Source organism: Pseudoxanthomonas sp. 22568 (assembly GCF_052044485.1).
In the GTDB taxonomy this organism is placed as follows: domain Bacteria; phylum Pseudomonadota; class Gammaproteobacteria; order Xanthomonadales; family Xanthomonadaceae; genus Pseudoxanthomonas_A; species Pseudoxanthomonas_A beigongshangi.
This window is the reverse complement of record NZ_JBQENC010000002.1, coordinates 330,245-356,595: the sequence shown is the minus strand read 5'-3', so window position 1 is coordinate 356,595 and position 26,351 is coordinate 330,245. Positions and strand designations below refer to the sequence as shown.

Genomic DNA, 26,351 nt, shown 5'->3' with positions numbered 1-26,351 from the left:
GGCTTCAGGCCAGCCGCTGCGCCGGTTTGCGGAACAGGTAGAGCGCCAGCCAGTCCGGCCGGAAACGTCCACGCGCATCGACCACCGCATCGGTCTCGAAGCCGGTGCGCCCCAGCAGCCAGCCAACCCCGCCGGCGGCCGGATTGAGCACCGGCACACTGGTGAAGATCAGCTCGTAGCCGGCATCGCGCGCGCGCTGCGCGATCGCATCGTCGAAGGAACCATGCGGGAAGGACATCGATTCGGCATTGGGCGCCGGCTGTCCCAGCTGCCGCGCCAGCGCCGCGCGCGCGCCGGACAGTTCCGCGTCGAGATCGGCCGCGTGCTTCATCGGCGCATGGGTCTTGCCGTGCAGGCCCAGCGCCATGCCGCCAGCGGCCAGCCGATGCAATTCCTCCACGGTCACCATGTGCCGGTGGCCATCGTCCAGCGCTGCCATGAACGGCGCCAGCACCGCCTCGCGGTGTTCGGCCGGCATCCGTTCGAGCCGCGCGATCGCCTCGCGCAGCTCGTCCAGCGATTCATCGCGCGGCCGCCACGGTTCGGACAGGTGTGGCTGCATCGCGTCGGCCAGATCGGCCAGCTTCAACGCGCCGCGGCGCAGCGCGGCGATCAGGCGTTCCTGGAAGAACGGCTGGCGGGTACCGACCGCATCGGACACCACGAACATCAACGCCGGCAGGCCCGCCTTGCGCAATTCGGGCAACGCGTAGTCGGCATTGTCGGCCCAGCCATCGTCGAAGGTGATCAGCAGCGCGCGTGGCGGCAGCGGCGCCCCCGTCCGGCGCGAGGCCAGCACCTGTTCCAGCGATACCACGTGGTAGTGCCTGCGGAAAAACGCCAGCGAATCGGCCAGCCAGCGCGTGGCCAGCGTGTAATCCGGATCGCAGGTCCGCCAGCGCGGATCGTCCGGGCTCAGGGTACGATGGAACATCACCACGGTCAGGCTGTCCGCGTTGCGCACACGGTGGTACAGGCCCAACAGGCCACTGACGTATAGAAGCTTCTTGGAGAGATCCTTCAGCATGGCGCCAGCTATCGAGGTTTCAACGATTATACCCACCTACAACCGGCGGGACCTGGTGGTGCGCGCGATCGAAACGGTGCTCGCGCAGACCCGCGCCGTCGACGAAATCATCGTCGTCGACGATGGCTCCACCGATGGTACGGAACAACTCCTGCGCACGCGCTACGGCGATCGCGTGCGCTACGTATGGCAGGCCAACGCGGGCGTATCCGCCGCGCGCAACCACGGCATGCGCCTGGCCCGCGGCCGCTACTTCGCGTTGCTGGACAGCGACGACGAATGGCTGCCGGAAAAGACCGAACGGCAACTGGCCTGGCTGGAAGCGCACCCGGAGGCCGGCATGGTCCTGTGCGACGTCGAGCGGGTCGACAGCGAAGGCCGCCTGATCGACGTGTTTCGTCGCCGCGACGTCATCCGCGAAGACGGCCGAGTGCTGCGCTGGGTGATCCACAATCCCGCGCTCGCGCCGGCGTCGGCGATCCTGCGCCGCGAGGTGTTCGAGGACATCGGCGGTTTCGATGAAAGCCTGCGCACCGCCGAGGACATCGACTTCCACCTGCGCATCGCCCAGCGCTGGCCGATCGGCGTGGTCGAGCAGTCGCTGGTGCGCGCCATGCGCGGACACGATGGCCTCTCCGCCGAACCCAGCACCTATGACGACTACGTGCGCGTGGTCGAACGTGCGGTGCGCGCCGCGCGCGGGCAGGTCGCCGATGCGGAACTGGACCGCGCCCTGGCCGGCACCTACGCGCGCAACGCGCGTGGAATGCTGATTCGCGGGCGCTGGCGCGACGGCTGGCGACTGGCGCGCGATGCCTGGCGACTGACGCCGGATCCGGCGGTCCGCCGCGAACTGCTGCGGCTGGCACCGTTCGCCGCGCGTCGCGCGATCCGCAGCCTGCTTCCCGGTTGAGCCGAGGCGTTCCCGCATCCCGGCAACGCCGTCAGCGCGCGCCACGTCCGAACAGCACGACCTCGACCGTCTGCAGCAGGATCATCAGGTCGAACACCAGGCCGTGGTTCTTCACGTAGAACAGATCGAACTTCAGCTTCTCCTCGGCGTCGCGCACCGAGGCACCGTAGGGATAGCGCAGTTGCGCCCAGCCGGTCAGGCCCGGCTTCACGCTGTGGCGAACGCCGTAGTAGCGGATCTCGTCGTTGAGCATGTCGACGAAATGCGGGCGCTCCGGGCGCGGCCCGACGAAACTCATGTCGCCGCGGATCACCGCCACCAGTTGCGGCAGCTCGTCCAGGCGGGTCTTGCGGATGAACTTGCCGACCCGGGTACTGCGATCATCGTCCTTGCTCGCCCATATCGCCACGCCGTCCTTTTCCGCATCCACGCGCATGCTGCGGAACTTGGTCAGGGTGAAGTGGCGGCCACGCTCGCCCACCCGGGTCTGGCTGTAGAAAATCGGGCCGCCCGATTCCACCCAGACCGCCAGCGCCACCAGCAGCATCAGCGGCCAGGCGATCAGCAGCAGCGCCAGCGCCGCCGCCAGATCGAAGAAGCGCTTGCTCAGCCGCCGCGGCGTCGAATAATCGAATCCGCCCGAGAACACCAGCCAGGAAGGATCCACCACGTTGAGCTGGACCATTCCGGCCTCGCGCTCGAAGAAGCTGGACAGGTCCACCACCGACACGCCGCGCTGCACGCACAGCAGCATCTCTTCCATCGGCAGGCCGCCGCGACGCTCGTCGGGCGCGATCACCAGTTCGTCGATCTGCATGCGCTCGACCAGTTCGGCCAGGCCCTCCTCGCCCGGGCGGACCAGCAGGTCCTCGCTCACCAGCACCGGCTGGCCGGGCACCGGCACGAAGCCGAGCACCAGGAACGAACGCCGATCAGACTTGCGGCGCATGCGTGAATTGATCAGGTCGGCATTCTTGCCGGCGCCGAAAATCAGGATCCGCTGCTTGAGCACATCCGAGCCGTAGATGCGCATCCAGGCCAGCCGCACCAGGCAGACGCCCAAGAGACCGAGCGCCAGCGACATCGCCTGCACGCCGCGGCCGATGTAAGTGGCCGGAATCAGGTAATACAGCACCACCAGGCCAATGCCGCCGAATGCGAACGAGAGGGTCAGCCGCAGGATGAAATCCAGCCGGGTGTGGCGGACGTGCACCTGGTACAGGCCGAACGCCGCCATCGCGCCGGTGAGGAACAGCGCCACCAGCACCGCGCGGATCGGCGCCTGTTCGACGAAGACGACGTGGTACTCGGGCTCGTTGTGGAAACGGATCCAGGCGGCGGCCATCACCGCGGCCATCAGCACGATGGCCTCCGCGATCCACAGGATGCGGGCGGCGCGCGCCTTGCGGCTGGCCTGGCTGGACTTCATGACAACCTCCCGGCCACCGGTATCGGCATCGGCATCGGCAGCGCCTTCGTCCGCAAGCCCCGCGGCGCGCGGCACCGGCCGCACGCATTCAAGCAATCCTGCATGTCTCCCCCTGTCCTGGCCCCCGAATCCCTGGTGTTCCTGCGGCCTGCCCGTACTAAGGTCATTCGCGGATACCCACGGTTTCACTTGCATTGGTAACACCGCTATCAACGCGACTTCAGCCGGCACCCGGCCACCTTCCGTCCGCTTCCCGAATCGGGAGTCCGCACCGGGAAACACCCCCGACGGCGGGATACCTGTCCGGACAGGCCCCCGGCGATCCGTCCGCGGGGATCTCCCCCGCCCGCGACCACGAAAAAGGCCGGGTCGCCCCGGCCTTCCTTTTTCCGCAAGCGCCGGGAAGGCCGGAGCCTGCCCGGTTACCCGGCGCGTCCGTCAGGGCCTCACCACCGAACGGCGATAACGCGCCGCCGGTGCCTGCCGGTACGGCGACCGCCCGACATACACGCCACGCCCGCTCGACACCGGCTGGACCTGCCCCCCGGCGGTCGGCGGTGCGGCCGACGACGCCGGCCCCTGTCCGGGAATCATCGGTTGTGCGCCGTTGACCCGGATGCGGGCATCGATGTCGCTCTGCTCCAGCGCACCGATGGCGATCCGGCTCGGCGCCAATCGCGCGTGCGCGTCGCCGATCGCCAGCTTGGCCCGCAGCGGCGGGTCGAACGCCGGCAACAGCTGCGGCGAGGGGAACGGGAACGCCGTCGGGGTCACCGGCGTGTTGTTGCCCGCGGCGAGCAGGGGACTGCCGGCGCGGGGACGCAGGCTGCGCTGGGTGAGATTGGTGAGCATCGGATCCGAGCCACGCACGGTGCCGCTCCACTCCGCCGGCACCAGGGTCGCCCCGGTCTGCACCCAGTTGTTGCTGCCGGCGACCTTGCGGCCGTTCGACCACGGCTCGCGGCTCGACGGCCCACAGTAGGGCGCGGCCACGTCGCTGGCCGGGTTCTCACGCACGATCGCCGGGGTGCTGCCGCCATTCTGGTAGATGGCGTTGTTGTGCATCTCCAGCGAGCCCTGGCCCAGTTGCACCAACACCGCGTTGGCGTTGCCGCCGCGATCCAGGATGATCGTGTTGTTGACCAGGCGGGTACGGCCCTGGTTGCGGCCGTTGAGATCGCCGCCGATGCGGAATGCGTTGCCGGAACGGCTGCCGGCACGATGGATGATCACGTTGCCGACCACGTCGGCATCCTCGCGGCGCAGGTCCGCGGTCCAGCCGGACTTCTGGGTTTCGCAGTCCGGCCCGATCAGTTCCACCTCGTGCAGATCCGAGCCTTCGATCCAGTTGTAATAGATCTCCGCACGCTGGTGGCGCACCCGCACCAGCACGCCGCCGGTGGCGTCGTGCACGTAGTTGTAGCGCATCCGGAATACGGTGTCCGGGAACGCGACCTCGTCGGATTGCATGTAGATCGCATGACGGCGATCGCCCTGCCCGGCCCGCGCGACCTCGCTGTATTCGAGCGTGAACGAACCCGAATTCTGATCCGCGCCGAGGATGCCGTGCGACGGGCAGTCGTGGATGTAGGCATCACGCACGGTCGCGTTGTGGGCCTCGCTGAAGACGCAACTCGAGCTGCCGCCGGTGATTTCGAATCCTTCCAGCACGACGTGGTTGGATTGTTCGAACTTGATGGTATGGGTGCCACCGCTCAGCACCGGCCGCGTGGCGCCGGCCACCCGCCGCCAGCGGATGGTCACCGGATTGGCTTCGGTGCCGCTGTCGTCGTCACCGATGACGATGTTGCCGCTGTAGGTCGCATTGCCATCCACCTCGACGATGTCGCCGGGGGCAAGATTGACGTTGTTGAACAGCGTGGACAGCTGGGTGTACTGGCGCCCGGACGGGCCGACCGTATAGGTCGCGGCCGCCGCGCTCAGCGGGGCAGCCGCAATCAGCCCCAGGCCGAGCAAGGACTTGGAAAAACGCATTGATTTGGAACTCCCGGAATTCTGGTTGTTCCCCCTGTGGGCGGTATTGTCACGGGCCGACCGTGAAAGTCCCGCTAACCGGCGCCGATCGCGTCCCCGGCATTTTCCGAACTGCGACCGGGTCGTCATCCCGGCTCAATGGCGGGAGCGCCGGCGGTGCCCGTCCGCCGCGGGCCGGCATCGGCCCCGGAAATTCGTTACGGAAAAATGATTGACGACCGAAATCGAATCGTGCAGAATTCCGCCTCTAACGCAACGCGCCCGTAGCTCAGCTGGATAGAGTACCTGGCTACGAACCAGGCGGTCGGGAGTTCGAATCTCTCCGGGCGCGCCATTTGCAAGAACAGGCAGACTTCGGTCTGCCTGTTTTTTTATGTCCACGATGCTGGAAACCTGAGGCATTCGCCCCGCCTTTTTCCCTTCATGGATGGGATGGCCGCACGAGCGGCTGTGCTCCACGACGCGTTCAGGCGATAGCCTGGTCCCCGTCGTCATTCCCTCAACCACTTTCGCAGATCGTTGTCATCATGCTGGCAGGCGGCGGGCATGCATTTGTAGGCGCGCTCCTTGGCCTGCCAGTAGTAGTAGGCGGATACGCATAGCCAGTCCAGTCCGGACTGGCTGGCATTGAGCTTCGGATACAGCCAGAGCAGGGTGATGTCTTCCCCGCCGCCGATGTATGCCGCGCAACCGGTGTCCTCGGCTTGGACGATGATGACCCCGGTCTCGCTGATGACCGCCTGTTTGACGTGGCGGGTTCCCTGACTTCCCGGAAGATAACCGACCGGCGTGTAGCCGAAGACTTCCATCGGGCTCTTGCCCTGGATCGGCAGGGATGCCAGGAAAGTGGCCGGGTCCCCCTGGGTCATGACTGTCTCAAGTACCGCCGATTTGAGCGGCCCCACTACCGCAAAGGCTTCACTCATGCGCGCCCGGGCCATGAAATCCCGATAGGCCGGCACCACCAGGGCCAGCAAAAGTCCCGCGACGGCAAGCACCACCGCCAATTCGACCAGTGTGACGCCCGATACGTGATTCTTGCTGCCTATCCCCGGGAATGATTTGGACTGCATACGGCACAGTCTGAAAAACCGGGGACCGCCAGAAAATCGGATTCCTCTTAATTTTCCAGGGTGCAACGAAGCTCCGAAAACCGAAAAACCTCGCCGCGGCGAGGCTTTCGGGGCACGGGTCGGCCGACGCCGGAGGGAGCCGCCCTCTTACTTCCCGATCGGCTGAGCGACGCCACTGGCGAACGCGGTGGCCAGCAGATGCTTCAGTCCCTCATTGGCGCGTTGGGACGCTTCGGCCTGGCGGGTACTGAGCACGGCCTGCTGCTGGCTCAGATCGGCCTGTCGGCGACTCAGGCCTTCCTGGCGCTCGCCCAACGCCTTCTGGCGCGCGGCGAGCTCGGCCTGTTCGCGCTTTTCACTGGCCGATTCATCACGCGAACCTCCGTCCATCGCCCGCTGCGCCGCCGCCAGCGCCAACCGCGCCTGGCGCTGGCCCAGCTCGCCCTGCTCCTGGCCGAGCTTGCCCTGCTGCTGGCCCAACGCGCCCTGGCGCTGGCCCAGCGCGCCCTGCTGATCGCCGAGTTCGCGGATGGGTGCGATCAGCGCGTCAAAGCGCGCCAGCGTCTCCGGATCCCGAATCAGGTAGCGCGCGCCGCCCTGGCGAACCCAGAGCGCGTCTCCCTGCCCGGCGATCGCGCGGCGCGCTTCTTCCAGATCATCGGTGGAGCCGTTCATGACTGTGCGCTCGCCCTTGCCGCGGATGCGCACATAGGCCTGATCCGTACCGGACTTGGACAGGTGGATCTGTCCGCTGACTTCATCCTCCCCGCTCGCGGTGCTGACCAGGGAAGTGGTCGACTGGACGATGACCGTTCCGCCGCCGGCGGACTGCGGGCCCGCCGCGGCGGCACCCTCGCTGGGTGCGGCCACCAGCCGCAACGGCGCCACGCCGATGGCGGCCACCAGGATCAGCAGCGCGAAAGCACCCACGCGCGGAAAGGAAGCGGTATTCTGCAACATGGTCAATCTCCTTTTGAGGCAGAGGAAAGTGGGAGAGGCGCTGGCCAGCCCGGTGCGCAGCGAGGGCGACGTGCCCAGCCGTACCAACAGGCGGCCGTAGTCATGACGGCAGCGGCGATCCCCCGCCACCACCGCCGCATCGCAGGCGGCTTCGCGGGCGATGCCGTACTCGCGCACCGCCAGGTGGATCAGCGGATGGAAGAAGAACAGGTGGCGCGCCAAGGTCGGGCCCCATCCCCACCACAGATCGCGCCGGTGCAGGTGCACCAGCTCGTGGGTCAGCGCCATGTCGAGGTCGTCGCCACCCAGCAGCCGATGCGCGGGCAGCAGCAGGATCGGGCGCCAGGGCCCGACCAGTTGCGGGGAATCGATACCGTCGGAGACGCGCAATCGCGGAGTCCGCCGCAGTCCGTGGGCCTCGGCGGCGAGCGCCAGCGCCTCGACCAGCACTTCATCCGTGCATGGCGCCGAACGCCTGAGCAGTTCGCGGCTGCGCCACCAGTCACGCAGCGTCACGCCGCTCATGACGATCACGCCTGCCAGCCATAGCGCCACCAGGCCAAGCTGCCAGGAAAACCCGGGCGGGGCCGCTGGCGCGGCGGTGTTCGCACCCGCCATGGCGTCGCCGCCCGCCGCGGCAAGCGGCATGGTATCGACAACCGGGACGGCAGGCGCCTGCGCCAGCCACGGCAGTTCCAGCGGAGGCGCGACCAGCCCGAGCAGGGCCTGCAGGGCCACCAGCCACCACAACCAGCACTGGGTCGCCGGCGGCACGCGGGGCAACAGCCGGCAGAGACCCCAGACCAGGGTCACCAGCACCACGGTCTGCACGCTGGTCGCCGCCAGCCGCTCCAGGCACGCAACGATGAAGGCGTCCATCGATCAGTCCTCCTGCCGCTTGGATTGCAGTCGCGCCACCAGTGCCTCCAGTTCGGCCAGTTCCTCGTCGCTGACCTCGCCGCGCTTGGACATCCAGGCGACGAAAGGACTGACCGAGCCCCGCAGCGTCTTCTCCACGAAAGCCGCCACCGCGCCCTGCACCACGTCGTCCTCGCCGGTGGTGGCCGAATAACGGTAGAGGCCGTCGGCCTGGCGCCGCTTCAGATATCCCTTGGCGCGCAGCCGTTCCATCATGGTCAGCACGGTCGAGCGCGCCAGTCCCTGCGCCTCGCCGAAACCGGCGGCGACCTCCCCGACCGACGCGTCTCCCTGCTGCCCCACATACTGGAGCAGGGCCAGCTCCTGGTCCCCGATGCTCTTGCGTGCCATGGTCCCCTCCACGGGGATGACTACAGATGTAGTCAAACTAGAACTGACTACATCTGTAGTCAAGCATGACCGATGGCAGGGGTGTCCCCGGATCGCCCTGGAAGGCCCCCAGGCCGCGCGGCGACACGATCGGTGAGCCCCCTGTCGGAGACGTCCCGAGCGACGCCGTGAAGAAAAATGCGAAGAACGAACACGTCGCCCGGTGGCCGGAAAGCATCGGTCACCCGCATGCCGCATGCGGTCGGCGCGTTGCGACCAACGAGCGTCACCGCGTCGGCGCGACTTCGCGCAATCGGATTCGCAGGCGCCGAAAACCAGAAACCCCGCCGAGGCGGGGTTTCTGGACGCAACTGGCGGAGTGAGAGGGATTCGAACCCTCGATAAGGCTTTTGACCCTATACTCCCTTAGCAGGGGAGCCCCTTCGGCCACTCGGGCATCACTCCGGGAAATGTTCCGCAGTCGACCGACGGCGGCCGCATAGGATAACGGCAGACCGGTTCGGCGGCAAACGGAATCAGCTCGAGGACGAATCGTCGTTGTGGGAAGCGGAACCCGCTTCCTCGCCGCGCTGGATGCGCTGGTAGATCTCTTCGCGGTGCACGGCAACGTCCTTGGGCGCGGTGATACCGATGCGCACCTGGTTGCCCTTCACGCCGAGCACAGTCACCGTGACCGAATCACCGATCATCAAGGTTTCGCCGACTCGGCGGGTCAAAATCAGCATGTTTCTTCTCCTGAATCCGGCAAGATTAAGGCCGGGGCCGCGTTCCTGCATCGCTGGGCGCGAGGACGCTTCCAGATAGGTTCATCGTCGTGAATCATGGTACGGGCCGAAGCACGCGCCCGCAAGCGCGGGCGCGGGCCGGGCGGTTCATTGCAGGTGCCCGGCGACCCAGTCATTGACGCCCTTGAGGGCAGACACAAGGGCGGGCCCGTCCTCGCCACCACCCTGGGCGAGATCCGGGCGACCACCGCCCTTGCCGCCGATCTGACCGGCGACATGGGAGAGAAGTTCCCCGGCCTTGACCTTGCCGGCGGCCGCGCCGCTGACGCCGGCCACCAGCGCCGCCTTGCCGTCACTGGTACCGGCCAGCACGATCACCGCATCGCCCAATTGCTGCTTGAGCCGGTCGACCGCGTCACGCAAGGCCTTGGCGTCGAAACCTTCCAGTCGCGAAGCCAGCACGCGGACGCCCTTGACGTCCTGCGCCGCTCCGGCCAGATCGGCGGTGGCGCCCGAGGCCGCCTTCGCCTTGAGGACTTCCAGCTCGCGTTCCAGTTTCTTCTGCCGCTCGGCCAGGGCGCGGATCTTCTCAACCACGTCGTTGGCGTTGCCACCCAGCAGTTCGGCGGCCTGTTGCAGCCGGCGCTCCTCGGCGTCCACGTGATCCAGCGCGCCCTGCCCGGTCACCGCCTCGATCCGGCGCACGCCCGCGGAGACGCCGCCTTCGCTGACGATCTTGAACAGTCCGATGTCACCGGTCCGGCCCACATGGGTGCCGCCGCACAGCTCGGTGGAGTACTCGCCCATGCGCAGCACGCGCACGTTTTCGCCGTACTTCTCGCCGAACAACGCCATTGCGCCGAAATCCAATGCTTCCTGCATGCCCATGTGGTGCACTTCGGCCTCATGGTTGGCGCGCACCTGCGCGTTCACGCGACGCTCGACCTCGGCCAGTTCCTGCGGGCTGATGGCCTGGAAATGCGAGAAGTCGAAGCGCAGGCGATCCGGCGCCACCAGCGAGCCCTTCTGTTGCACATGGGTGCCCAGCACTTCGCGCAGCGCCGCATGCAGCAGGTGCGTCGCGGAGTGATTGAGGATGGTGGCCGCGCGCCGCGGCGCATCCACGCTCGCGGCAATCCGGTCGCCCAGCTTGAGGGTGCCGCGGGTCATCCGGCCCACATGGCCGTGGAACTGGCCGGCGAGTTTCTGCGTGTCCGACACTGCGAACTCGGCGTCGGGTCCGGCCAAGCGGCCCACGTCGCCCACCTGTCCGCCGGACTCGGCGTAGAACGGCGTGCGATCCAGCAGGACCAAAGCCTCGTCCCCGCTGCCGATCGACTCGACCGGACGACCGTCCTTCATCAGCGCCACCACCCGCAGGTCGCCCGCGTCCAGTTGCTCGTAACCCAGGAACCCGGTCGGCTGCAGCTGCGCCACCAGATCGGCCGGCAGGCTGGCGCCGGAAGCGAATTTGCCGGCGGCGCGCGCGGTTTCGCGCTGCTGCTCCATCGCCGTCTCGAAACCGGCCATGTCCACCGTGAGGCCGCGCTCGCGGGCGATGTCGGCGGTCAGGTCAACCGGGAAGCCATACGTGTCGTACAGGCGGAAAGCCTCGACACCGGGAATCATGCCCTGGGCACGGGCGGCGATGTCGTCGAAGATCCGCATGCCCGAATCCAGCGTCTCGGCAAAGCGCTCCTCTTCGGCCTTCAATGCCCGTTCGACCAGATCGCGGGCGGCCGGCAGTTCGGGATAGGCCTCGCCCATCAGCTCGGACAGCGTGCCCACCATCTTGTGGAAGAACGGCTGGCGCACGCCCAGCATCCAGCCGTGGCGCAGGGCGCGACGGATAATCCGGCGCAGCACGTAGCCGCGGCCCTCGTTGGAAGGCAGCACGCCGTCCACGATGAGGAAACTGCAGGCGCGGATGTGATCGGCGATGACGCGCAGCGACTTGTTCTCGCGATCCTGCGTACCGGTCAGCTCGGCGGCCTTCTCGATCAGGGCCTGGAACAGATCGATTTCGTAGTTGCTGTGGACGTGCTGCAGGATCGCGGTCAGGCGCTCCAGGCCCATGCCGGTATCCACGCACGGCGCCGGCAATGGCACCAGGGTGCCATCCGGCTGGCGGTCGAACTGCATGAACACCAGGTTCCAGATTTCGATGAAACGATCGCCATCCTCATCGGGCGAACCGGGCGGACCACCAGCGATGTGATCGCCGTGATCGTAGAAGATCTCGGTGCACGGACCGCACGGACCGGTGTCGGCCATCTGCCAGAAATTGTCGGAAGCGAACGGCGCCCCCTTGTTGTCGCCGATGCGGACGATCCGCTCGACCGGGATGCCGATGTCCTTGTTCCAGATCTCGAAGGCCTCGTCATCGGTGTGATAGACGGTGACCAGCAGGCGCTCCTTCGGCAGCTTCCACACGCCGGTCAGCAGTTCCCACGCCCAGGCGATGGCTTCCTTCTTGAAGTAGTCGCCGAAGGACCAGTTGCCCAGCATCTCGAAGAAGGTGTGGTGGCGCGCGGTATAGCCCACCGAGTCCAGATCGTTGTGCTTGCCACCGGCCCTCAGGCAGCGCTGCACGTCGGCCGCACGCACGTAGCTGCGTTTCTCCGCGCCCAGGAACACGTCCTTGAACTGGACCATGCCCGAGTTGGTGAACAGCAGGGTCGGATCGTTGCCCGGTACCAGCGGCGCCGAGGGCACGATGGTGTGGCCCTTGCTGTGGAAGAAATCGAGGAAATCCTGACGGATCTGGCGGGTGCTGATTTTGGGGGAGCTGGTCATCTGGCTGGCATTGGCTGACGGGCGCATCCGGACGCCGCGTCCCCCACAGATGCGGGCGCGGGCCTGCCGAAGCAACCCAATGCCCTAGATTAACAGGCCCGGCGGGTTCAGTCCTCCCAGTCCAGCCGGGTCGCCGCGCGGACACTGCCGCCGTCGAAACCTCGCCGGATCAGGAAATCGGCGGCCTTGCGCCGCCCGGCCAGATCGGTCAAGCCGGCCGGACCGAAACGGCGGCGGACGAGGTCGCACGCCGTTTCGGTCCAGTCGCCATCAAAAGTGTCCATGGCCGCCGCGATGGCGTCGCGATCCAGCCCATGGGTCGCCAACTCCGCGCGGATGCGGAGCGGCCCATAACCGCTGCCGGCCCGGCTGCGGACCAGCAATTCGGCGAACCGGCGGTCATCCTGCCAACCCTCGCTGGCCAGTCGTTCCACCGCCGCCTTGGCCTCCCCTGCATCCACGCCGCGGGAGGCCAGCTTGCGTTCCAGCTCCCGCCGCGAATGCTCGCGACGGGTCAGCAACCCGAGCGCCCGCTGGACCGGCGTCTGCTCGGGACGGGACCGCCGCGGACGCGGCGAGCCCGGCTTTTCATCCCTGCCCATCATTCCATCCGCCGGGCCGGGCGGCCGGCATCCATTCCAGGCCACTTCCCATGCCGAACGGCTCAGTCATCCTGGTCCGCGTCGTCGCTCTCGCCACGCGAGGCTTCGGCCGGCTGGAACTTCTCGCGCAGTTCGCCCTCCAGCTTGGCCGCGATCTGCGGGTTCTCGCGCAGGAAGGTCCGCGAATTGTCCTTGCCCTGGCCGATGCGTTCGCTGCCGTAGCTGTACCAGGCACCGGCCTTCTCGACCAGCTTGGCTTCCACGCCCATGTCGATGAGTTCGCCTTCGCGGCTGATGCCCTCACCGTAGAGGATCTCGGTGACGACCTGCTTGAACGGAGGCGCCAGCTTGTTCTTGACGACCTTGATCTTGGTCTGGTTGCCGATGATCTCGTCGCCCTTCTTGATCGCGCCGATACGGCGGATGTCCAGGCGCACGGAGGCGTAGAACTTCAGCGCGTTGCCGCCGGTGGTGGTTTCCGGGCTCTGGCCCGGCATCATCACGCCGATCTTCATGCGCAGCTGGTTGATGAAGACCACCAGGGTGTTGGAGCGCTTGATGTTGCCGGTCAGCTTGCGCAGGGCCTGGCTCATCAGGCGGGCCTGCAGGCCCGGCAGCTGGTCGCCCATCTCGCCCTCGATTTCCGCCTTCGGCGTCAGCGCGGCGACCGAGTCGATGACGACGATGTCGATGGAGCCCGAGCGCACCAGCATGTCGGCGATTTCCAGCGCCTGCTCGCCGGTATCCGGCTGCGAGACCAGCAGGTCGTCGACGTTGACGCCCAGCTTGGCGGCGTAGATGGGATCCAGCGCATGCTCGGCGTCGATGAAGGCCGCGGTGCCGCCCTGCTTCTGGCACTCGGCGATGGCCTGCAGGGTCAGGGTGGTCTTGCCCGAGGATTCCGGTCCGTAGATTTCCACCACGCGGCCCTTGGGCAGGCCACCGATGCCGAGGGCGATGTCCAGCATCAGCGAGCCGGTCGGGATGACTTCCACCGGTTCGATCACGCGGTCGCCCATCCGCATCACCGAGCCCTTGCCGAACTGGCGCTCGATCTGGGTCAGGGCCACGGAAAGGGCGCGCTTCTTGTTCTCGTCCATCATCAGTTCCTCGGAAGTATCAATCGTTGAATGCAAGGCTAGCGGGGGTGGATCGCACGGGCTGCGACAGCCCCGGAAAATCTGAAATTAAGGAAATCGCCGTGGTCCGGCCATCGGGGAATCCGGCGCCCGGGCGTCGGACAAACCCGCACGGTTCCGTCGGCCCTTCACCGGTTGGGCCTCACCAGGCCGCAATACAGGCCTTCGATGGCGAAATCCTGATCCGGCTGCACTTCGATGGGCGAATAGTCGGGATTGCGCGGCAGCAGGCGAATCCGGTCCTTGCCGACCTTGAGCAGCTTGACCGTGATCTCGTCGTCGATGCGGGCGACGACGATTTGCCCCGAACGCGCGTCACGGGTGCGGTGCACGCCGATCAGGTCACCGTCGAAGATGCCCTCGTCGCGCATGGAATCGCCCTTGACCCGCAGCAGGTAGTCCGGAGCCGGGGCGAAGAACGCCCGGTCCAGCAGCACGTAGTCATGATGGCCGGCATCGGCGCCAATCGGCGCGCCCGCCGCGACCTGGCCCAACACCGGAATCCGCAGCCCGTCGTCGTTGGCGGAGGGAAACGCCAGCTCCGGCTGCGGCTGCACCGGCGCCTTCAGCAGGCGGATTCCGCGCGCCCGGCCCGGCAGCCGCTCGATGGCGCCGGCCTGCTCCAGGGCTTCCAGGTGGTACTGCGCCGCCCGCACGCCCTTGAACCCGAAGGCCCGGGCAATCTCGGTCTGGGAGGGCGGCATGCCCTCGGCCTCGATGCGCTCGGCAATCAGGGCGAGGATGGCTTGCTGGGTATCGGTCAGGTCCATGGTTAGTAGTATTACTACTAACAAACGCACTTGGCAAGCCTGTGCCCCATTCCCTTTCGGCACGCCGGGGCCCCGCCAGCCTGCTGGCCGCGGAGTCGGCCTACTTCCGCCCGCTGCGCCAGATCGACAGCACGATCCAGACGCCGGTCATCGCCGCGAACACGAAGCCCAGCACGCCCATCGCCATCAGCCAGCGGTTGGAGATGCCTCCGCCGACGCTGTTCATCACGATGGACGAGCCGATGATCAGGGCGGCGGTGACCACGCCGATGGTCAGCCGGTTGGCGGCGCTGTTGAGCTGGTCGCCGAAGGCTTTCAGCGAGGTGATGTCCAGTTGCCCGCGCAGGCGTCCGCGGCGGGCCGCCTGCAGCAGGCGGCGCAGGTCCCGCGGCATGTCGCCGACCAGGTCCAGGGCGCCGGACAGGCTGCGGCGTCCCCGCCGGGCGACCGCGCGCGGTGAATAGCGATCCAGGATCGCCCGCTCCAGGTAGGGGCGCGCCTCGCTGGCCATGTCGAATTCCGGATCCAGTTGCCGGCCCAAGCCTTCCAGGGTCAGGAACGCCTTGATCATCAGCGCCAGATCCGGCGGCAGGCTCAGGCCGTGCCGGCGCAGCAGCGCAGCCACGTCGGTGAGCATCGCGCCCATCCGCAGTTGTTTCAGCGGCACGCCGCGATAGCGATCGGTGAACACGCCGACGTCGGCCTGCAGGCGGGTTTCGTCGACCGACGCGTCGCCCTCGGTCCAGTCGAGCAGGATGTCGGTGACGGCCTCCGGGTCCTCGCCGACCAGCCCGTTGAGCAAGCGCGCGACCTGGAATCGCCGCTGTTCGGAGACGCCGCCGACCATGCCGAAGTCGATCAGGCCGATGCGACCGTCGCGAAGATAGAACACGTTGCCGGGGTGCGGATCGGCATGGAACAAGCCATCCACCAGCACCATCTTGAGCACGATCGCCGCGCCCGTGCTCGCCAGCGCGTGGCGATCCAGTCCCGCCGCGTCGACGGCCGCCAGATCGCAGCCGGGAATGCCGTCCACCCAGTCCTGCACGCTCAGGCGCTCGCTGGTCCATTGCCAGTGCACCGACGGAATCAGCACTTCGGGATGGTCGCGGAAATTGAACGCGATGCGCTCGGCGTTGCGGCATTCGCTCGCGAAATCCAGTTCCGCGCGCAGCGACGCGGCGAATTGCTGGGCGATGCCCACCGGGTGATAGCGGCGCAGGTCGGGAACCTGCGCCTGGATGATTTCGGCCAACCGCGCCAGCAGGCGCAGATCCGCTTCGACCACTTCGCGGATGCCCGGCCGGCGCACCTTCAGCACCACCGCCGTGCCGTCATCGAGCCAGGCGCGGTGCGCCTGCGCCAGCGACGCGGCCGCGAGTGGTTCCGGATCCAGTCGGGCGAAGATGTTCTCCGGCGCGTCGCCCAGATCTTCGATCAATTGCGGGCGGATGGCGTCATACGGCAACGCCGGCACCGCGTTCTGCAACCGGCTCAGCTCGGCGATCCATTCCGGCGGCAGCAGGTCGATGCGGGTGGCCAGCACCTGTCCAAGCTTGACGAAGGTCGGGCCCAGCGCTTCCAGCGCGCGGCGCAGGCGCTCGGGCGGCTCCATCCGCAGGGTTTCCTCCGCATGCTGCCAGTGCAGCAGCCGGCCGGCCCGTTCCAGCGCGCCGGCCAGGCCGACGCGCCGCACCATGTCGCCGAAACCGTTGCGGATCAGGACCGACGCGATTTCCTGCAGCCGCCCCAGATCGCGTACCGCCCCCAAGGTCTCCCACATGTCAGCGTCGCCCGTCCCTGCCCGTCTGCATCGTCACAGCCGTTCCAGCCCGCGCAGCGCGGAGGCCACGGTCTGCCGGCGCACGGCGTCGCGATCGCCGTCGAACTGGAACACTTCGGCGCGCGCGTAGCCGCCGCGCCGCTTCCAGCCAATCCAGACCGTGCCGACCGGCTTGCCCTCGCTGCCGCCGCCGGGGCCGGCGATGCCGGTCACCGCCACGGCGACGCTGGCGCCGGAATTGACCAGTGCGCCGGACACCATCTCGATGACGGTCTCGCGACTGACCGCGCCATGGGTTTCCAGCGTCTGCGGGCGTACGCCCAGCAGCGCCTGCTTGGCTTCGTAGCTGTACGCCACCATGCCGCTGTCGAACCAGTCCGAGGAGCCGGCGATGTCGGTCACCGTCTTGGCGATCCAGCCGCCGGTGCAGCTTTCCGCGGTCACCAGGTGATCGTGCTCGGCGCGCAGGCGGGCGCCAATCAGTTCGGCCTGCTCGCGCAGTTCGGCGTCGGAAGGAATCGCGGCCACGGTCGACATCGGCGAAGCTCGGGGGAAGAAGTCCCCGTTTTAGCCGAATTCGATGTTCCTGTCTGCCCGCCATCGGCATGCACCCGCCCGGAACGGGACGGGTGCATGCGCCATGCCGGCGGAATCGCCCGGGGTCAGTACGTCACGCGCAGGGTCACGCCGTAGGTGCGCGGCGCGCCCAGGAACGCGTTGAACGAATTGGTCGGATCGCCCGGCGTCGGCGAGAAGTTCTGCAGCGGGGCGTCGAAGCCGACCTGCTGGTAGGTCTCGTCGGTCAGGTTCTGTCCCCACAGCTCCACCATCCAGCGCTTGTTCTTCGCGCCGAAGCCGATACGGGCGTTGACCAGCGTGTAGCCCTCCTGGATCTTCTCGATGTCCATGTCCGAACCGGTGTTGTGTTCGGAGATGTACTTGGCGCCGACATTGAAGCGCCCGATCAGGCTGCTGCCGAAGTCCCACTGGTAGGTCAGCGACGCCGAACCCGACCACAGCGGCGCGAAGCTGATGTGGTTGCCCGGCAGCTTGTACAGGGTGCCGCCGGGAGCGACGAATTCCGAGGTGGGCCTGTCGTTGCCGTAGCGGGTGTCGGCATAGGTGAGGCCGGCCTGCAGCATCAGGCCATCCAGTCCGGTCTGCCACAGCACTTCGGCGTCGATGCCCTTGGAGGTGACCTTGGGAATCGAGCGCACCACATAGCTGGTGCCGAGGAAACTGTTGAGCTGGAAGTCGGTGAACTCCTGGTAGAACAGGGTGCCGTTGAGCAGCAGGTTGCCGTCCAGCCAGGTGGATTTGGCGCCGAGCTCATAGCTGTCGACGAATTCGCCGGGGAACGAGGTGTCCCTGACCGGCAGGATGCCGGCGGTGCCGCTGGACAGGCCCGTGTTCGACTGCACGCGATCCAGGTTGAACCCGCCGCCCTTGTAGCCGCGCGCGCCGGACAGGTAGGTCATCAGGTGGTCGTTCCAGCGGTAGGCGAACTTGAGCGTGCCGGACCACTCGCTTTCGGACCGGTCCTGCTTCGTGTGGCGTCCGTTGTGGGCGATGTTGGCCCAGGGCAGGCACATGTAGCCGATCGTGGTTGGCGCGAGCTGTTGGGCGACCGCCTGCGGAATCCCGCGCGCCATCAACGCGCCCACCACCTGTGCCGGGGCCATCAGCGCGGTCGCGCAGCCCAGGCTGCCGTTTGGATTGGTGTAGACCGAATCCAGTTCCTTCTTCTCGTGGGTATAGCGCAGGCCGAGCGTGATCGCCAACTGGTCGGTGGCATGCCAGGTGTTGTTGGTGAACAAGGCCGCGGTCCTGGCGTTCTGGTTGTAGGTGTCGTGCGCGCCCTCGCTTTCCCCCGGGAACACGCTGCCGAACGCCCGACCGGTGGCCTGCGAGGCGAACAGGAACGGATTGGCGGTGTTGACGGTGATGCCCAGCGGAGCGAGCTGGCGGGCGAACAGGCTCAACAGCGCGGTCGACAGATACGCTTCGTAGTGCCTGCCAATCATGTACTGGTCGTGGCGCTCCAGGTCCTCATCCGAATAGAAGAAACCCACCATCCAGTCCAGCTTGTCGGTGCTGCCGGTCAGCCGGAGTTCCTGGCTGAAGGTCTTGAACTTGGTCGAGGAGTCATCGAAGTTGTTGCGCCGGTACAGCAGGTCCGCGCCGCTGAAGTCGAAGTCCAGCGCGTTGACCGACTGCCAGTCGCGCGCGGCGGTGATCGAGGTGAGTGTGGCGCCGTTGAACCAGGGCGTGTTCCAGTCGATCTGGGTGGAGAAGCCCTTGTCCAGCACGCTCTGCTCGGTGCCGCGATTGCTGTAGGCCAGGCGCCGTTCGGGATCGGCGACCGGAATGACCGCGCGCCCCACCCCGCCCGCGAGCGCATCCAGGATGTTGGCGGTCAGGCCGCGCACGGTGGTCACGCCGACGCAGCAGTTCTCGTCACGGCGGGTGTAGTCGGCGATGAAGGTGAAGTCGAGATCGTCGTTCGGTTCCCACAGCAATTGCGCGCGCAGGGTGCGGAAGTCGCGGTCGCTGTCCTCGCGTTGCGTGCGCGGTCCGGTGCCGGTGTTCACGTCGGTCACACCATCGCGGGTGCGCTTGGCGGCATAGATGCGGAAGGCGGCATGGTCGCTGATGGCGTCGTTGTAGGCGCCCGAAATGCCGAACTCGCCGTAGTTGCCGAAGGTCAGCTCACCTTCCGCGCTCTGGGTGTAGCTGGGACGGCGGGTGATGACGTTGATCACGCCGGCGGAGGTGTTCTTGCCGAACACGGTGCCCTGCGGTCCTTTCAGGACCTCGATGCGTTCCAGTTCGCCCAGATCGCCGAAACCCACGCCGGTGCGCGGCCGGTAGACGCCGTCGATCACCACGCCCACCGCCGACTCCAGGCCGGCGTTGTCGCCGTTGGTGCCGACGCCGCGGATGCGCGCGGTGGTCTGCGACTCGTTGGTGGTCGAACTGACATGCAGGCCCGGCACCAGCAACTGCACGTCCTTGATGTCGGACACCCCGGCGTCCTGCAGCAGTTGCTCCGGCAACGCGGTCAGCATGATCGGCACATCCTGCATCGCTTCCTCGCGCTTCTGCGCGGTGACCGTCATGGTCGCGAGCGTGGTCGCCTCCTCGTCGGGTTTGGTCTGGGCTGGCGTGGCTTCCTGCGCTTGCAGATTGGCGGACAGTGCGGCGAAAACGGCGAGCGCGAGTGCGCGGTGCTGCGGTTTGGCGACCATGTGTTCCCCTCCCCCGGGTCATGTCGGATGTAATCAATCGACTGCGATATTCGGACCTGCCTTGCGACTGCTGATATTCATTTGCGCGCATTGCGCGCCCCCTGTGCGAGGGAAGCTAGCACCCCTGGCCGCAACGAAGCATTTTGCAGCGCACCCATACGCAGACCGCGCACTTTGCACGGGAAAATAAGCACGCTCGTGCGGAAAATCGGTTACTCGCGCGATGGCGCGAACCGGGGGCCCGACGTCTTCCTTCCAGCCCTTTGAGCGAGGGTGGCCACGCCTTGGCGATGCGATCAGGAACGACCGCATGGCGCATGCATGCCGACGGCGCGCGTGGCAATCCGCCGACCGCGGGTGCCAGCCATCGCCGGCGGCGGCGGCGCGCCCGCTCCTCGGTCCACCAGCGATCCCCTAAACTTGCAGCCTTTCCCCGCCCGGCTGCATGGCCTTTCCGCCGATGTCGGACGGGCGCCCGGCGCGCCGGATGTTTTCCAGAAGGTCACATGAAGCAGGACAAGTCGCAGGAACACACGCCCCTGATGAAGCAATTCTTCGCCGCCAAGGCGGAGTATCCGGATCTGCTGCTGTTCTTCCGGATGGGGGATTTCTACGAACTGTTCTACGACGACGCCCGCAAGGCCGCGCGGCTGCTGGACATCACCCTGACCCAGCGCGGCAACTCGGCCGGCGCGCCCATCCCGATGGCCGGCGTGCCGCACCACGCCTACGAGAGCTACCTGGCCCGGCTGGTCGCGCTGGGTGAATCGGTGGCGATCTGCGAACAGATCGGAGACCCCGCCCTGGCCAAGGGACTGGTCGAACGCAAGGTCGTGCGGGTGGTCACGCCGGGCACGGTCACCGACGAGGCCCTGCTCAACGAGCGCCGCGACACCCTGCTGATGGCGATCGCCCGTGGTCGCGCGGGTTACGGCCTGGCCTGGGCGGATCTGGCCGGCGGCCGCTTCGTGGTCAACGAGGTCGACGGCGAGGACGGGCTGGAAGCCGAGCTTTCGCGGCTGGAACCGGCGGAAATCCTGCTCGCCGACGAGGACGGCTGGCCGGAATTCCTGCGTAGCCGCCACGGCCTGCGCCGGCGGGCGCCCTGGCTGTTCGATCCGGAGAACGGGCGGCGGCAACTGCTGCAGTTCTTCCAGGTGCGCGATCTCAACGGCTTCGGCATCGAACGCATGCCGCTGGCGACCGGCGCGGCCGCCGCCCTGCTCGGCTATGTCGAGGAAACCCAGAAGCAGCGGCTGACCCACCTGGGCGCGATCAGCACCGAATCGGCCGGCGACGCGATCGCGATGAACGCCGCCACCCGCCGGCACCTGGAGTTGGACACCCGTATCGACGGCGACACCGCCAACACCCTGCTCGGCGTGCTCGACAGCACCATCACCCCGATGGGTGGCCGCTTGTTGCGCCGCTGGCTGCATCGCCCGCTGCGCGATCACCACACGCTGGGCGAGCGCCACCAGGCGGTCGAAAGCCTGATCGAAAGCGGGCTGGACACCGGCCTGCGCGAACGCTTCCGCGCCCTCGGCGACATGGAGCGCATCCTGACCCGCGTGGCCCTGCGCTCGGCGCGTCCGCGCGATCTGTCCACCCTGCGCGACGCGCTGGCGCTGTTGCCGGACATCCGCCAGGCGCTGGCCGGCGCGACGGTCTCGTCCACCACGCTCGCGGGTTCGCCACGCCTGGCCGAACTCGCGGCCGAACTGGGCGAGCATGCCGACGTCGCCGCGCTGCTGGCCCGCGCGATCGCACCGCATCCGGCGCTCAAGCTGGTCGACGGTGGCGTCATCGCCGACGGCTTCGACGCCGATCTGGATGAACTGCGCCGGCTGAGCACCCACGCCGATCAGTTCCTGGTCGATCTGGAGGCCCGCGAACGGGAGCGCAGCGGCATCGCCACCCTCAAGGTCGGCTACAACCGCGTGCACGGTTACTACATCGAGATCAGCAAGGGACAGGCTGAACGCGCGCCGGTCCACTACACCCGCCGGCAGACCCTGACCAACGCCGAACGCTACATCACCGAGGAGCTGAAAAGCTTCGAGGACAAGGTGCTGTCGGCCCGCGAACGTTCGCTGGCGCGCGAGAGGGGCCTGTACGAGGGCCTGCTCGACTCGCTCAACCAGAACCTGGAACCGCTCAGGCGCTGCGCCGCGGCGCTGAGCGAACTGGACGTGCTGGCCGGCTTCGCCGAACGCGCGCAGGCGCTGGACTGGTCCCGCCCCACCCTCACCGCCGCCCCCGGCCTGCGCATCGAACGCGGGCGCCACCCGGTGGTGGAAGCGGTGCGCGCCGAACCGTTCGAGCCCAACGATCTGCACCTGGACGAAGCGCGCCGGATGCTGATCATCACCGGCCCCAACATGGGCGGCAAATCGACCTACATGCGCCAGAACGCGCTGATCGTGCTGCTCGCCCATATCGGCAGCTTCGTGCCGGCAACGCGCGCGGACATCGGTCCGATCGATCGCATCCTCACCCGCATCGGCGCCGGCGATGATCTGGCGCGCGGGCAGTCGACCTTCATGGTCGAGATGGCCGAGACCAGCTACATCCTCCACCACGCCACCGCGCAATCGCTGGTGTTGATGGACGAAATCGGCCGCGGCACCTCCACCTACGATGGCCTTGCCCTGGCCGACGCGGTCGCCCGCCACCTGGCCAGCCAGAACCGCTGCTACACCCTCTTCGCCACCCACTATTTCGAACTCACCGCGCTGGCGGACGGTTCCGCCGAAGGCGGCGAGAGCGGCATCGCCAACGTCCACCTGGATGCGGTCGAACACCACGACCGCGAACGCGGCGATACCCTGGTGTTCATGCATGCGGTGAAGGACGGTCCGGCCGATCGCAGCTTCGGCCTGCAGGTCGCCGCGCTCGCCGGCCTGCCGCGATCCACCGTCGCCCAGGCGCGCCGGCGGTTGGCCGAACTGGAAGCGCGCGGCCGGGAAAGCCATGCCTCGGCGATGGCCCCGCAGGCGCTCGACGCCCCGCAGCAGATCGGCCTGTTCGCGCCCGTTCCCTCCGCCGCGATGGAAGCGCTGGCGGCGCTGGAACCCGATGAACTGACTCCCAAGCAGGCCCTGGAAGCACTGTATCGGCTCAAGCATCTGCTCTGATCCGACGACCTGCCGCGACACTTCGCGTCGCAACGGGCATCCTTCGCTCGACAACATGCGCGTAACGCTCCCCGGGTATCGTGACGCGGTCCGGGTCGCTGCCTTGCGCACCGCACCATTGAGCGGTGCTATCGGATTGTTCGCCAAAAACGATTTTGCTTAATCGCAAAGCCTGCCTAGTCTGGCCGCGTCCCTTTCATCGCCAACGAGATCGTCAGCCATGAACACGTTCCCGACCCTTCCGCGTCCGTCACGTCAGCAAACACCGCGACGACGATAGCGCCCGCTCCAGCACACATCCGCATCCGCGCCCGGCGCCCGCACGTGCAGTGCGGATGTCGCCCTTGATCCCTTTCCTCCCCAGGCCATCCGGTTTCCATCGAAACCGCGCGCCGTTTTCCCATTCCACTTTCCCAGGACCACAGCCCAGGAGCACGACCATGAATCTCGAAACCGCCAAATGTCCCTTCAATCATTCTGTCGGCGGCGGCACCACCAATCGCGACTGGTGGCCGAAGCAACTGCGCGTGGATCTGCTGCACCAGCATTCGTCCAAGTCCGATCCGATGGACAAGGACTTCAACTACGCCGAGGCGTTCAAAAGCCTGGATTACGAAGCACTGAAAAAGGATCTGGCCGATCTGATGACCGACTCGCAGCCGTGGTGGCCGGCGGATTTCGGCCACTATGGCCCCTTGTTCATCCGCATGGCCTGGCACAGCGCCGGCACCTACCGCATCGGCGACGGACGCGGCGGCGGCGGACGCGGGCAGCAGCGCTATGCGCCGCTCAACAGCTGGCCGGACAACGTCAGCCTGGACAAGGCGCGCCGGCTGCTGTGGCCGATCAAGCAGAAGTACGGCAACCGGATTTCCTGGGCGGATCTGATGATCCTCACCGGCAACGTCGCGCTGGAGACGATGGGCTTCAAGACCTTCGGTTTCGCCGGTGGCCGCGAGGACGTGTGGGAACCGGATCTGGACGTGTACTGGGGTTCGGAAACCGCGTGGCTGGGTGGCGACAAGCGCTACTCCGGCGAGCGCGACCTGGAGAACCCGCTGGCCGCCGTGCAGATGGGCCTGATCTACGTGAATCCGGAAGGCCCCAACGGCAATCCGGATCCGGTCGCCGCCGCGCGCGACATCCGCGAAACCTTCGCCCGCATGGCGATGGACGACGAGGAAACCGTCGCCCTGATCGCCGGCGGCCACACCTTCGGCAAGACCCACGGCGCGGGCGAAGCTTCGCATGTCGGCGCGGATCCGGAAGCCGACGACATCGTCGCCCAGGGCCTGGGCTGGCGCAGCACCCACGGTACCGGCATCGCCGGTGATGCGATCACCAGCGGGCTGGAAGTCACCTGGACGACGAAGCCGACGCAATGGAGCCAGGATTTCTTCAAGCACCTGTTCGGTTTCGAATGGGAACTGACCAAGAGCCCGGCTGGCGCGCACCAGTGGAAACCGAAGAACAACGCCGGCGCCGACACCGTGCCCGACGCCCATGACGGCACCAAGCGGCGCGCACCGAACATGCTGACCACCGATCTGTCGCTGCGCTTCGATCCGGCGTACGAGAAGATCTCGCGGCGCTTCATGGAGCATCCGGATCAGTTCGCCGATGCGTTCGCCCGCGCCTGGTTCAAGCTGACCCATCGCGACATGGGGCCGCGCGCGCGCTATCTCGGCCCGGAAGTGCCGAGCGAGGAACTGATCTGGCAGGACCCCGTGCCCGCCGTGGATCACCCGCTGATCGATGAAGCGGACATCGCCGCGCTAAAGAAGAAGATCCTTGAATCCGGCCTGTCGACGGGCGAGCTGGTGTCGACCGCATGGGCCTCGGCCTCCACTTTTCGCGGTTCCGACAAGCGCGGCGGCGCCAACGGCGCACGCATCCGGCTGGCGCCCCAGAAGGACTGGGAGGTCAACGAGCCCGCGCAACTGGCGAAGGTGATCAAGGTGCTGGAAGGCATCCAGGCGGGCTTCAACGGCGCGCAATCCGGCGGCAAGAAGGTCTCGCTCGCGGATCTGATCGTGCTGGGCGGCGCGGCGGCGGTCGAGGACGCCGCGAAGAAGGCCGGTCATCCCGTCGCGGTGCCGTTCTCGCCGGGGCGCACCGATGCCTCGCAGGAACAGACCGACGTGGCCTCGTTCGCGGTGTTGGAACCGGCTGCCGATGGCTTCCGCAACTACCTCAAGGGCAAGTACAGCGTGCCGGCCGAAAGCCTGCTGATCGACAAGGCGCAGCTGCTGACCCTGACCGCGCCGGAGATGACCGTGCTGGTCGGCGGCCTGCGCGTGCTCGGTGGCAACGTCGGGCAGACGAAGCACGGCGTGTTCACCGACCGCCCGGGCGTGCTGGGCAACGATTTCTTCGTCAACCTGCTCGACATGCGTACCGAGTGGAAGGCCACCTCCGACAACGAGGCGGTGTTCGAGGCACTCGATCGCAAGACCGGCGAGCGCAAGTGGACCGGCACCCGCGTGGATCTCATCTTCGGTTCGCATTCCCAGCTGCGCGCGCTGGCCGAGGTGTATGCCAGCGCGGACGCGAAGGAGAAGTTCGTGCGCGATTTCGTCGCCGCCTGGGCCAAGGTGATGGAACTGGATCGCTTCGACCTGCGCAACGCCCGCAAGGCGGCCTAGAAGACGCCGCCTTGGCGCNGGGACGGACGGGGCGCTTCCATCAGCAGGCGCCAGCTGCTGGCGCAACGTGCCTTCTCCCCGGGTTAACCACCAACGTCACGGTTTGGCGCTAGCATCGGCGGTTCCAACCCGCGTCCAGGAGGACGGCCGTCATGAGCAACCAGTCTCTCGCGCAAGAACTCTTCGCCCAGCTCCAGGGCGCGCCGTTGCAGCAGGTCTCCCAGCAACTGGGCATCGGCCAGGCCGAGGCGTCCGGCGCGGTCGGCGCGGCGCTGCCGCTGCTGATGGGCGCGCTGGGCCGCAACGCGGAGCAGCCGCAGGGCGCCGAGGCGCTGTTCGGCGCGCTCCAGCGCAACCACAGCGGCCTGGATATCGGCAGCGTGCTGGGTTCGGTCCTGGGCGGAGCCTCCACCCCGGAAGCCAACGGCGCCGGCATTCTCGGCCACATCTTCGGCGGCAACCAGCCGCGCGCCGAAGCCGGCCTGGGCCAGGCCACGGGCCTGGACAGCAACCGCGCCGGCCAGCTCCTCAAGATCCTCGCCCCGATCGTGCTGGCCTTCCTCGCCCAGCGCATGAGCCAGGGCGGCCAGGGCTCGCCCGGCGCGCTCAGCCAGGTGCTCGGCCAGGAGCAGCAACAGATCCGCCAGCAGGGTGGACTGGGCGGCGGTCTGCTCGGCGCCGTGCTGGATCAGGACGGCGACGGCCAGTTGGGCCTGGGCGACCTGCTGAAGGTCGGCAGCGGATTCCTCGGCGGCGGCCGCTGACCGTTGGAGCCGAGCTTGCTCGGCTGCTTTTTCCTCGAAGCCCCAGCGGAGCAAGCTCCGCTCTACATCCGCGTAG

General features: G+C 67.4%; 18 protein-coding genes and 2 tRNA genes. 5 read left to right on the top strand and 15 right to left on the bottom strand.

Annotated features, from left to right (window positions below):
• Positions 1–4 precede the first annotated feature (4 nt).
• Positions 5–1,027, bottom strand: a complete 1,023-nt coding sequence (locus ACTJI2_RS04005) for a polysaccharide deacetylase family protein (protein WP_192197577.1) — start codon at positions 1,025–1,027, stop codon at positions 5–7.
• On the opposite strand from ACTJI2_RS04005, the gene ACTJI2_RS04000 reads away from it, so the two are divergent.
• The gene (locus ACTJI2_RS04000; protein ID WP_440841192.1) at positions 1,026–1,940 is read left to right on the top strand and encodes a glycosyltransferase; all 915 of its coding nucleotides are present in this window, start codon (positions 1,026–1,028) and stop codon (positions 1,938–1,940) included. The two genes, ACTJI2_RS04005 and ACTJI2_RS04000, sit on opposite strands and share 2 nt — an antisense overlap.
• A gap of 31 nt (positions 1,941–1,971) precedes the next feature.
• Here ACTJI2_RS04000 and ACTJI2_RS03995 read toward each other — a convergent pair whose 3' ends face one another.
• On the bottom strand, positions 1,972–3,369 hold the full coding sequence (locus ACTJI2_RS03995) for a TIGR03013 family XrtA/PEP-CTERM system glycosyltransferase (RefSeq protein WP_183642604.1): 1,398 nt from the start codon (positions 3,367–3,369) through the stop codon (positions 1,972–1,974).
• A 438-nt stretch (positions 3,370–3,807) separates the two neighbouring features.
• Positions 3,808–5,364: a right-handed parallel beta-helix repeat-containing protein gene (locus tag ACTJI2_RS03990; RefSeq protein WP_440841191.1), complete on the bottom strand. Its 1,557-nt coding sequence runs from the start codon at positions 5,362–5,364 to the stop codon at positions 3,808–3,810.
• 257 nt (positions 5,365–5,621) lie between these two features.
• On the opposite strand from ACTJI2_RS03990, the gene ACTJI2_RS03985 reads away from it, so the two are divergent.
• Positions 5,622–5,698, top strand: a tRNA-Arg gene (locus ACTJI2_RS03985).
• Between the two features lie 157 nt (positions 5,699–5,855).
• Here ACTJI2_RS03985 and ACTJI2_RS03980 read toward each other — a convergent pair.
• From ACTJI2_RS03980 to ACTJI2_RS03925, 12 genes are all read right to left on the bottom strand, one after another.
• Positions 5,856–6,437, bottom strand: a complete 582-nt coding sequence (locus ACTJI2_RS03980) for a pilin (protein ID WP_183642610.1) — start codon at positions 6,435–6,437, stop codon at positions 5,856–5,858.
• Positions 6,438–6,584: 147 nt separating this feature from the next.
• Positions 6,585–8,276, bottom strand: coding sequence for a M56 family metallopeptidase (locus tag ACTJI2_RS03975; RefSeq protein WP_440841189.1), 1,692 nt, complete (start codon positions 8,274–8,276; stop codon positions 6,585–6,587).
• A 3-nt stretch (positions 8,277–8,279) separates the two neighbouring features.
• The gene (locus ACTJI2_RS03970) at positions 8,280–8,666 is read right to left on the bottom strand and encodes a BlaI/MecI/CopY family transcriptional regulator (protein WP_203321623.1); all 387 of its coding nucleotides are present in this window, start codon (positions 8,664–8,666) and stop codon (positions 8,280–8,282) included.
• A gap of 351 nt (positions 8,667–9,017) precedes the next feature.
• Positions 9,018–9,110 (bottom strand) — tRNA-Ser (locus ACTJI2_RS03965).
• A 71-nt stretch (positions 9,111–9,181) separates the two neighbouring features.
• Entirely contained in the window at positions 9,182–9,391 is a 210-nt protein-coding gene (gene csrA / locus ACTJI2_RS03960; RefSeq protein ID WP_141453448.1) for a carbon storage regulator CsrA, read from the bottom strand.
• A 147-nt stretch (positions 9,392–9,538) separates the two neighbouring features.
• A complete protein-coding gene (gene alaS, locus ACTJI2_RS03955) occupies positions 9,539–12,187 on the bottom strand; it encodes an alanine--tRNA ligase (RefSeq protein ID WP_192197574.1) in 2,649 nt (882 codons plus the stop codon).
• Positions 12,188–12,294: 107 nt separating this feature from the next.
• Positions 12,295–12,789, bottom strand: coding sequence for a recombination regulator RecX (recX, locus tag ACTJI2_RS03950; RefSeq protein ID WP_183642619.1), 495 nt, complete (start codon positions 12,787–12,789; stop codon positions 12,295–12,297).
• 62 nt (positions 12,790–12,851) lie between these two features.
• Positions 12,852–13,889 (bottom strand): recombinase RecA, encoded by a 1,038-nt coding sequence (gene recA / locus ACTJI2_RS03945; protein WP_183642622.1) that lies wholly within the window; start codon positions 13,887–13,889, stop codon positions 12,852–12,854.
• Positions 13,890–14,056: 167 nt separating this feature from the next.
• Positions 14,057–14,698, bottom strand: a complete 642-nt coding sequence (gene lexA / locus ACTJI2_RS03940) for a transcriptional repressor LexA (protein WP_141453455.1) — start codon at positions 14,696–14,698, stop codon at positions 14,057–14,059.
• A gap of 100 nt (positions 14,699–14,798) precedes the next feature.
• The gene (locus ACTJI2_RS03935) at positions 14,799–16,481 is read right to left on the bottom strand and encodes an ABC1 kinase family protein (RefSeq protein WP_440841186.1); all 1,683 of its coding nucleotides are present in this window, start codon (positions 16,479–16,481) and stop codon (positions 14,799–14,801) included.
• 33 nt (positions 16,482–16,514) lie between these two features.
• Positions 16,515–17,018 (bottom strand): CinA family protein, encoded by a 504-nt coding sequence (locus tag ACTJI2_RS03930; protein WP_181444093.1) that lies wholly within the window; start codon positions 17,016–17,018, stop codon positions 16,515–16,517.
• 125 nt (positions 17,019–17,143) lie between these two features.
• Complete coding sequence (locus tag ACTJI2_RS03925) at positions 17,144–19,729, bottom strand: TonB-dependent receptor (RefSeq protein ID WP_440841185.1); 2,586 nt, start codon at positions 19,727–19,729, stop codon at positions 17,144–17,146.
• A gap of 506 nt (positions 19,730–20,235) precedes the next feature.
• Between ACTJI2_RS03925 and mutS the strand changes: the two genes are divergently transcribed.
• The 3 genes from mutS (at position 20,236) to ACTJI2_RS03910 (ending at position 26,275) form a co-directional block, all read left to right on the top strand.
• The gene (mutS, locus tag ACTJI2_RS03920) at positions 20,236–22,866 is read left to right on the top strand and encodes a DNA mismatch repair protein MutS (protein ID WP_440841184.1); all 2,631 of its coding nucleotides are present in this window, start codon (positions 20,236–20,238) and stop codon (positions 22,864–22,866) included.
• 440 nt (positions 22,867–23,306) lie between these two features.
• Positions 23,307–25,511 carry a catalase/peroxidase HPI gene (katG, locus tag ACTJI2_RS03915; protein ID WP_440841183.1) on the top strand — a complete coding sequence of 735 codons (2,205 nt, stop codon included), beginning with the start codon at positions 23,307–23,309 and terminating at the stop codon, positions 25,509–25,511.
• Between the two features lie 152 nt (positions 25,512–25,663).
• Positions 25,664–26,275, top strand: a complete 612-nt coding sequence (locus ACTJI2_RS03910) for a DUF937 domain-containing protein (RefSeq protein WP_141453462.1) — start codon at positions 25,664–25,666, stop codon at positions 26,273–26,275.
• The last annotated feature ends 76 nt before the right edge of the window (positions 26,276–26,351 follow it).

Coding starts and splice junctions, on each gene's coding strand:
- ACTJI2_RS04000 (WP_440841192.1), top strand. CDS start 1,026: ATGGCGCCAGCTATCGAGGTTTCAACGATTATACCCACCTACAACCGG.
- ACTJI2_RS04005 (WP_192197577.1), bottom strand. CDS start 1,027: ATGCTGAAGGATCTCTCCAAGAAGCTTCTATACGTCAGTGGCCTGTTG.
- ACTJI2_RS03995 (WP_183642604.1), bottom strand. CDS start 3,369: ATGAAGTCCAGCCAGGCCAGCCGCAAGGCGCGCGCCGCCCGCATCCTG.
- ACTJI2_RS03990 (WP_440841191.1), bottom strand. CDS start 5,364: ATGCGTTTTTCCAAGTCCTTGCTCGGCCTGGGGCTGATTGCGGCTGCC.
- ACTJI2_RS03980 (WP_183642610.1), bottom strand. CDS start 6,437: ATGCAGTCCAAATCATTCCCGGGGATAGGCAGCAAGAATCACGTATCG.
- ACTJI2_RS03975 (WP_440841189.1), bottom strand. CDS start 8,276: ATGGACGCCTTCATCGTTGCGTGCCTGGAGCGGCTGGCGGCGACCAGC.
- ACTJI2_RS03970 (WP_203321623.1), bottom strand. CDS start 8,666: ATGGCACGCAAGAGCATCGGGGACCAGGAGCTGGCCCTGCTCCAGTAT.
- csrA (WP_141453448.1), bottom strand. CDS start 9,391: ATGCTGATTTTGACCCGCCGAGTCGGCGAAACCTTGATGATCGGTGAT.
- alaS (WP_192197574.1), bottom strand. CDS start 12,187: ATGACCAGCTCCCCCAAAATCAGCACCCGCCAGATCCGTCAGGATTTC.
- recX (WP_183642619.1), bottom strand. CDS start 12,789: ATGGGCAGGGATGAAAAGCCGGGCTCGCCGCGTCCGCGGCGGTCCCGT.
- recA (WP_183642622.1), bottom strand. CDS start 13,889: ATGGACGAGAACAAGAAGCGCGCCCTTTCCGTGGCCCTGACCCAGATC.
- lexA (WP_141453455.1), bottom strand. CDS start 14,698: ATGGACCTGACCGATACCCAGCAAGCCATCCTCGCCCTGATTGCCGAG.
- ACTJI2_RS03935 (WP_440841186.1), bottom strand. CDS start 16,481: ATGTGGGAGACCTTGGGGGCGGTACGCGATCTGGGGCGGCTGCAGGAA.
- ACTJI2_RS03930 (WP_181444093.1), bottom strand. CDS start 17,018: ATGTCGACCGTGGCCGCGATTCCTTCCGACGCCGAACTGCGCGAGCAG.
- ACTJI2_RS03925 (WP_440841185.1), bottom strand. CDS start 19,729: ATGGTCGCCAAACCGCAGCACCGCGCACTCGCGCTCGCCGTTTTCGCC.
- mutS (WP_440841184.1), top strand. CDS start 20,236: ATGAAGCAGGACAAGTCGCAGGAACACACGCCCCTGATGAAGCAATTC.
- katG (WP_440841183.1), top strand. CDS start 23,307: ATGAATCTCGAAACCGCCAAATGTCCCTTCAATCATTCTGTCGGCGGC.
- ACTJI2_RS03910 (WP_141453462.1), top strand. CDS start 25,664: ATGAGCAACCAGTCTCTCGCGCAAGAACTCTTCGCCCAGCTCCAGGGC.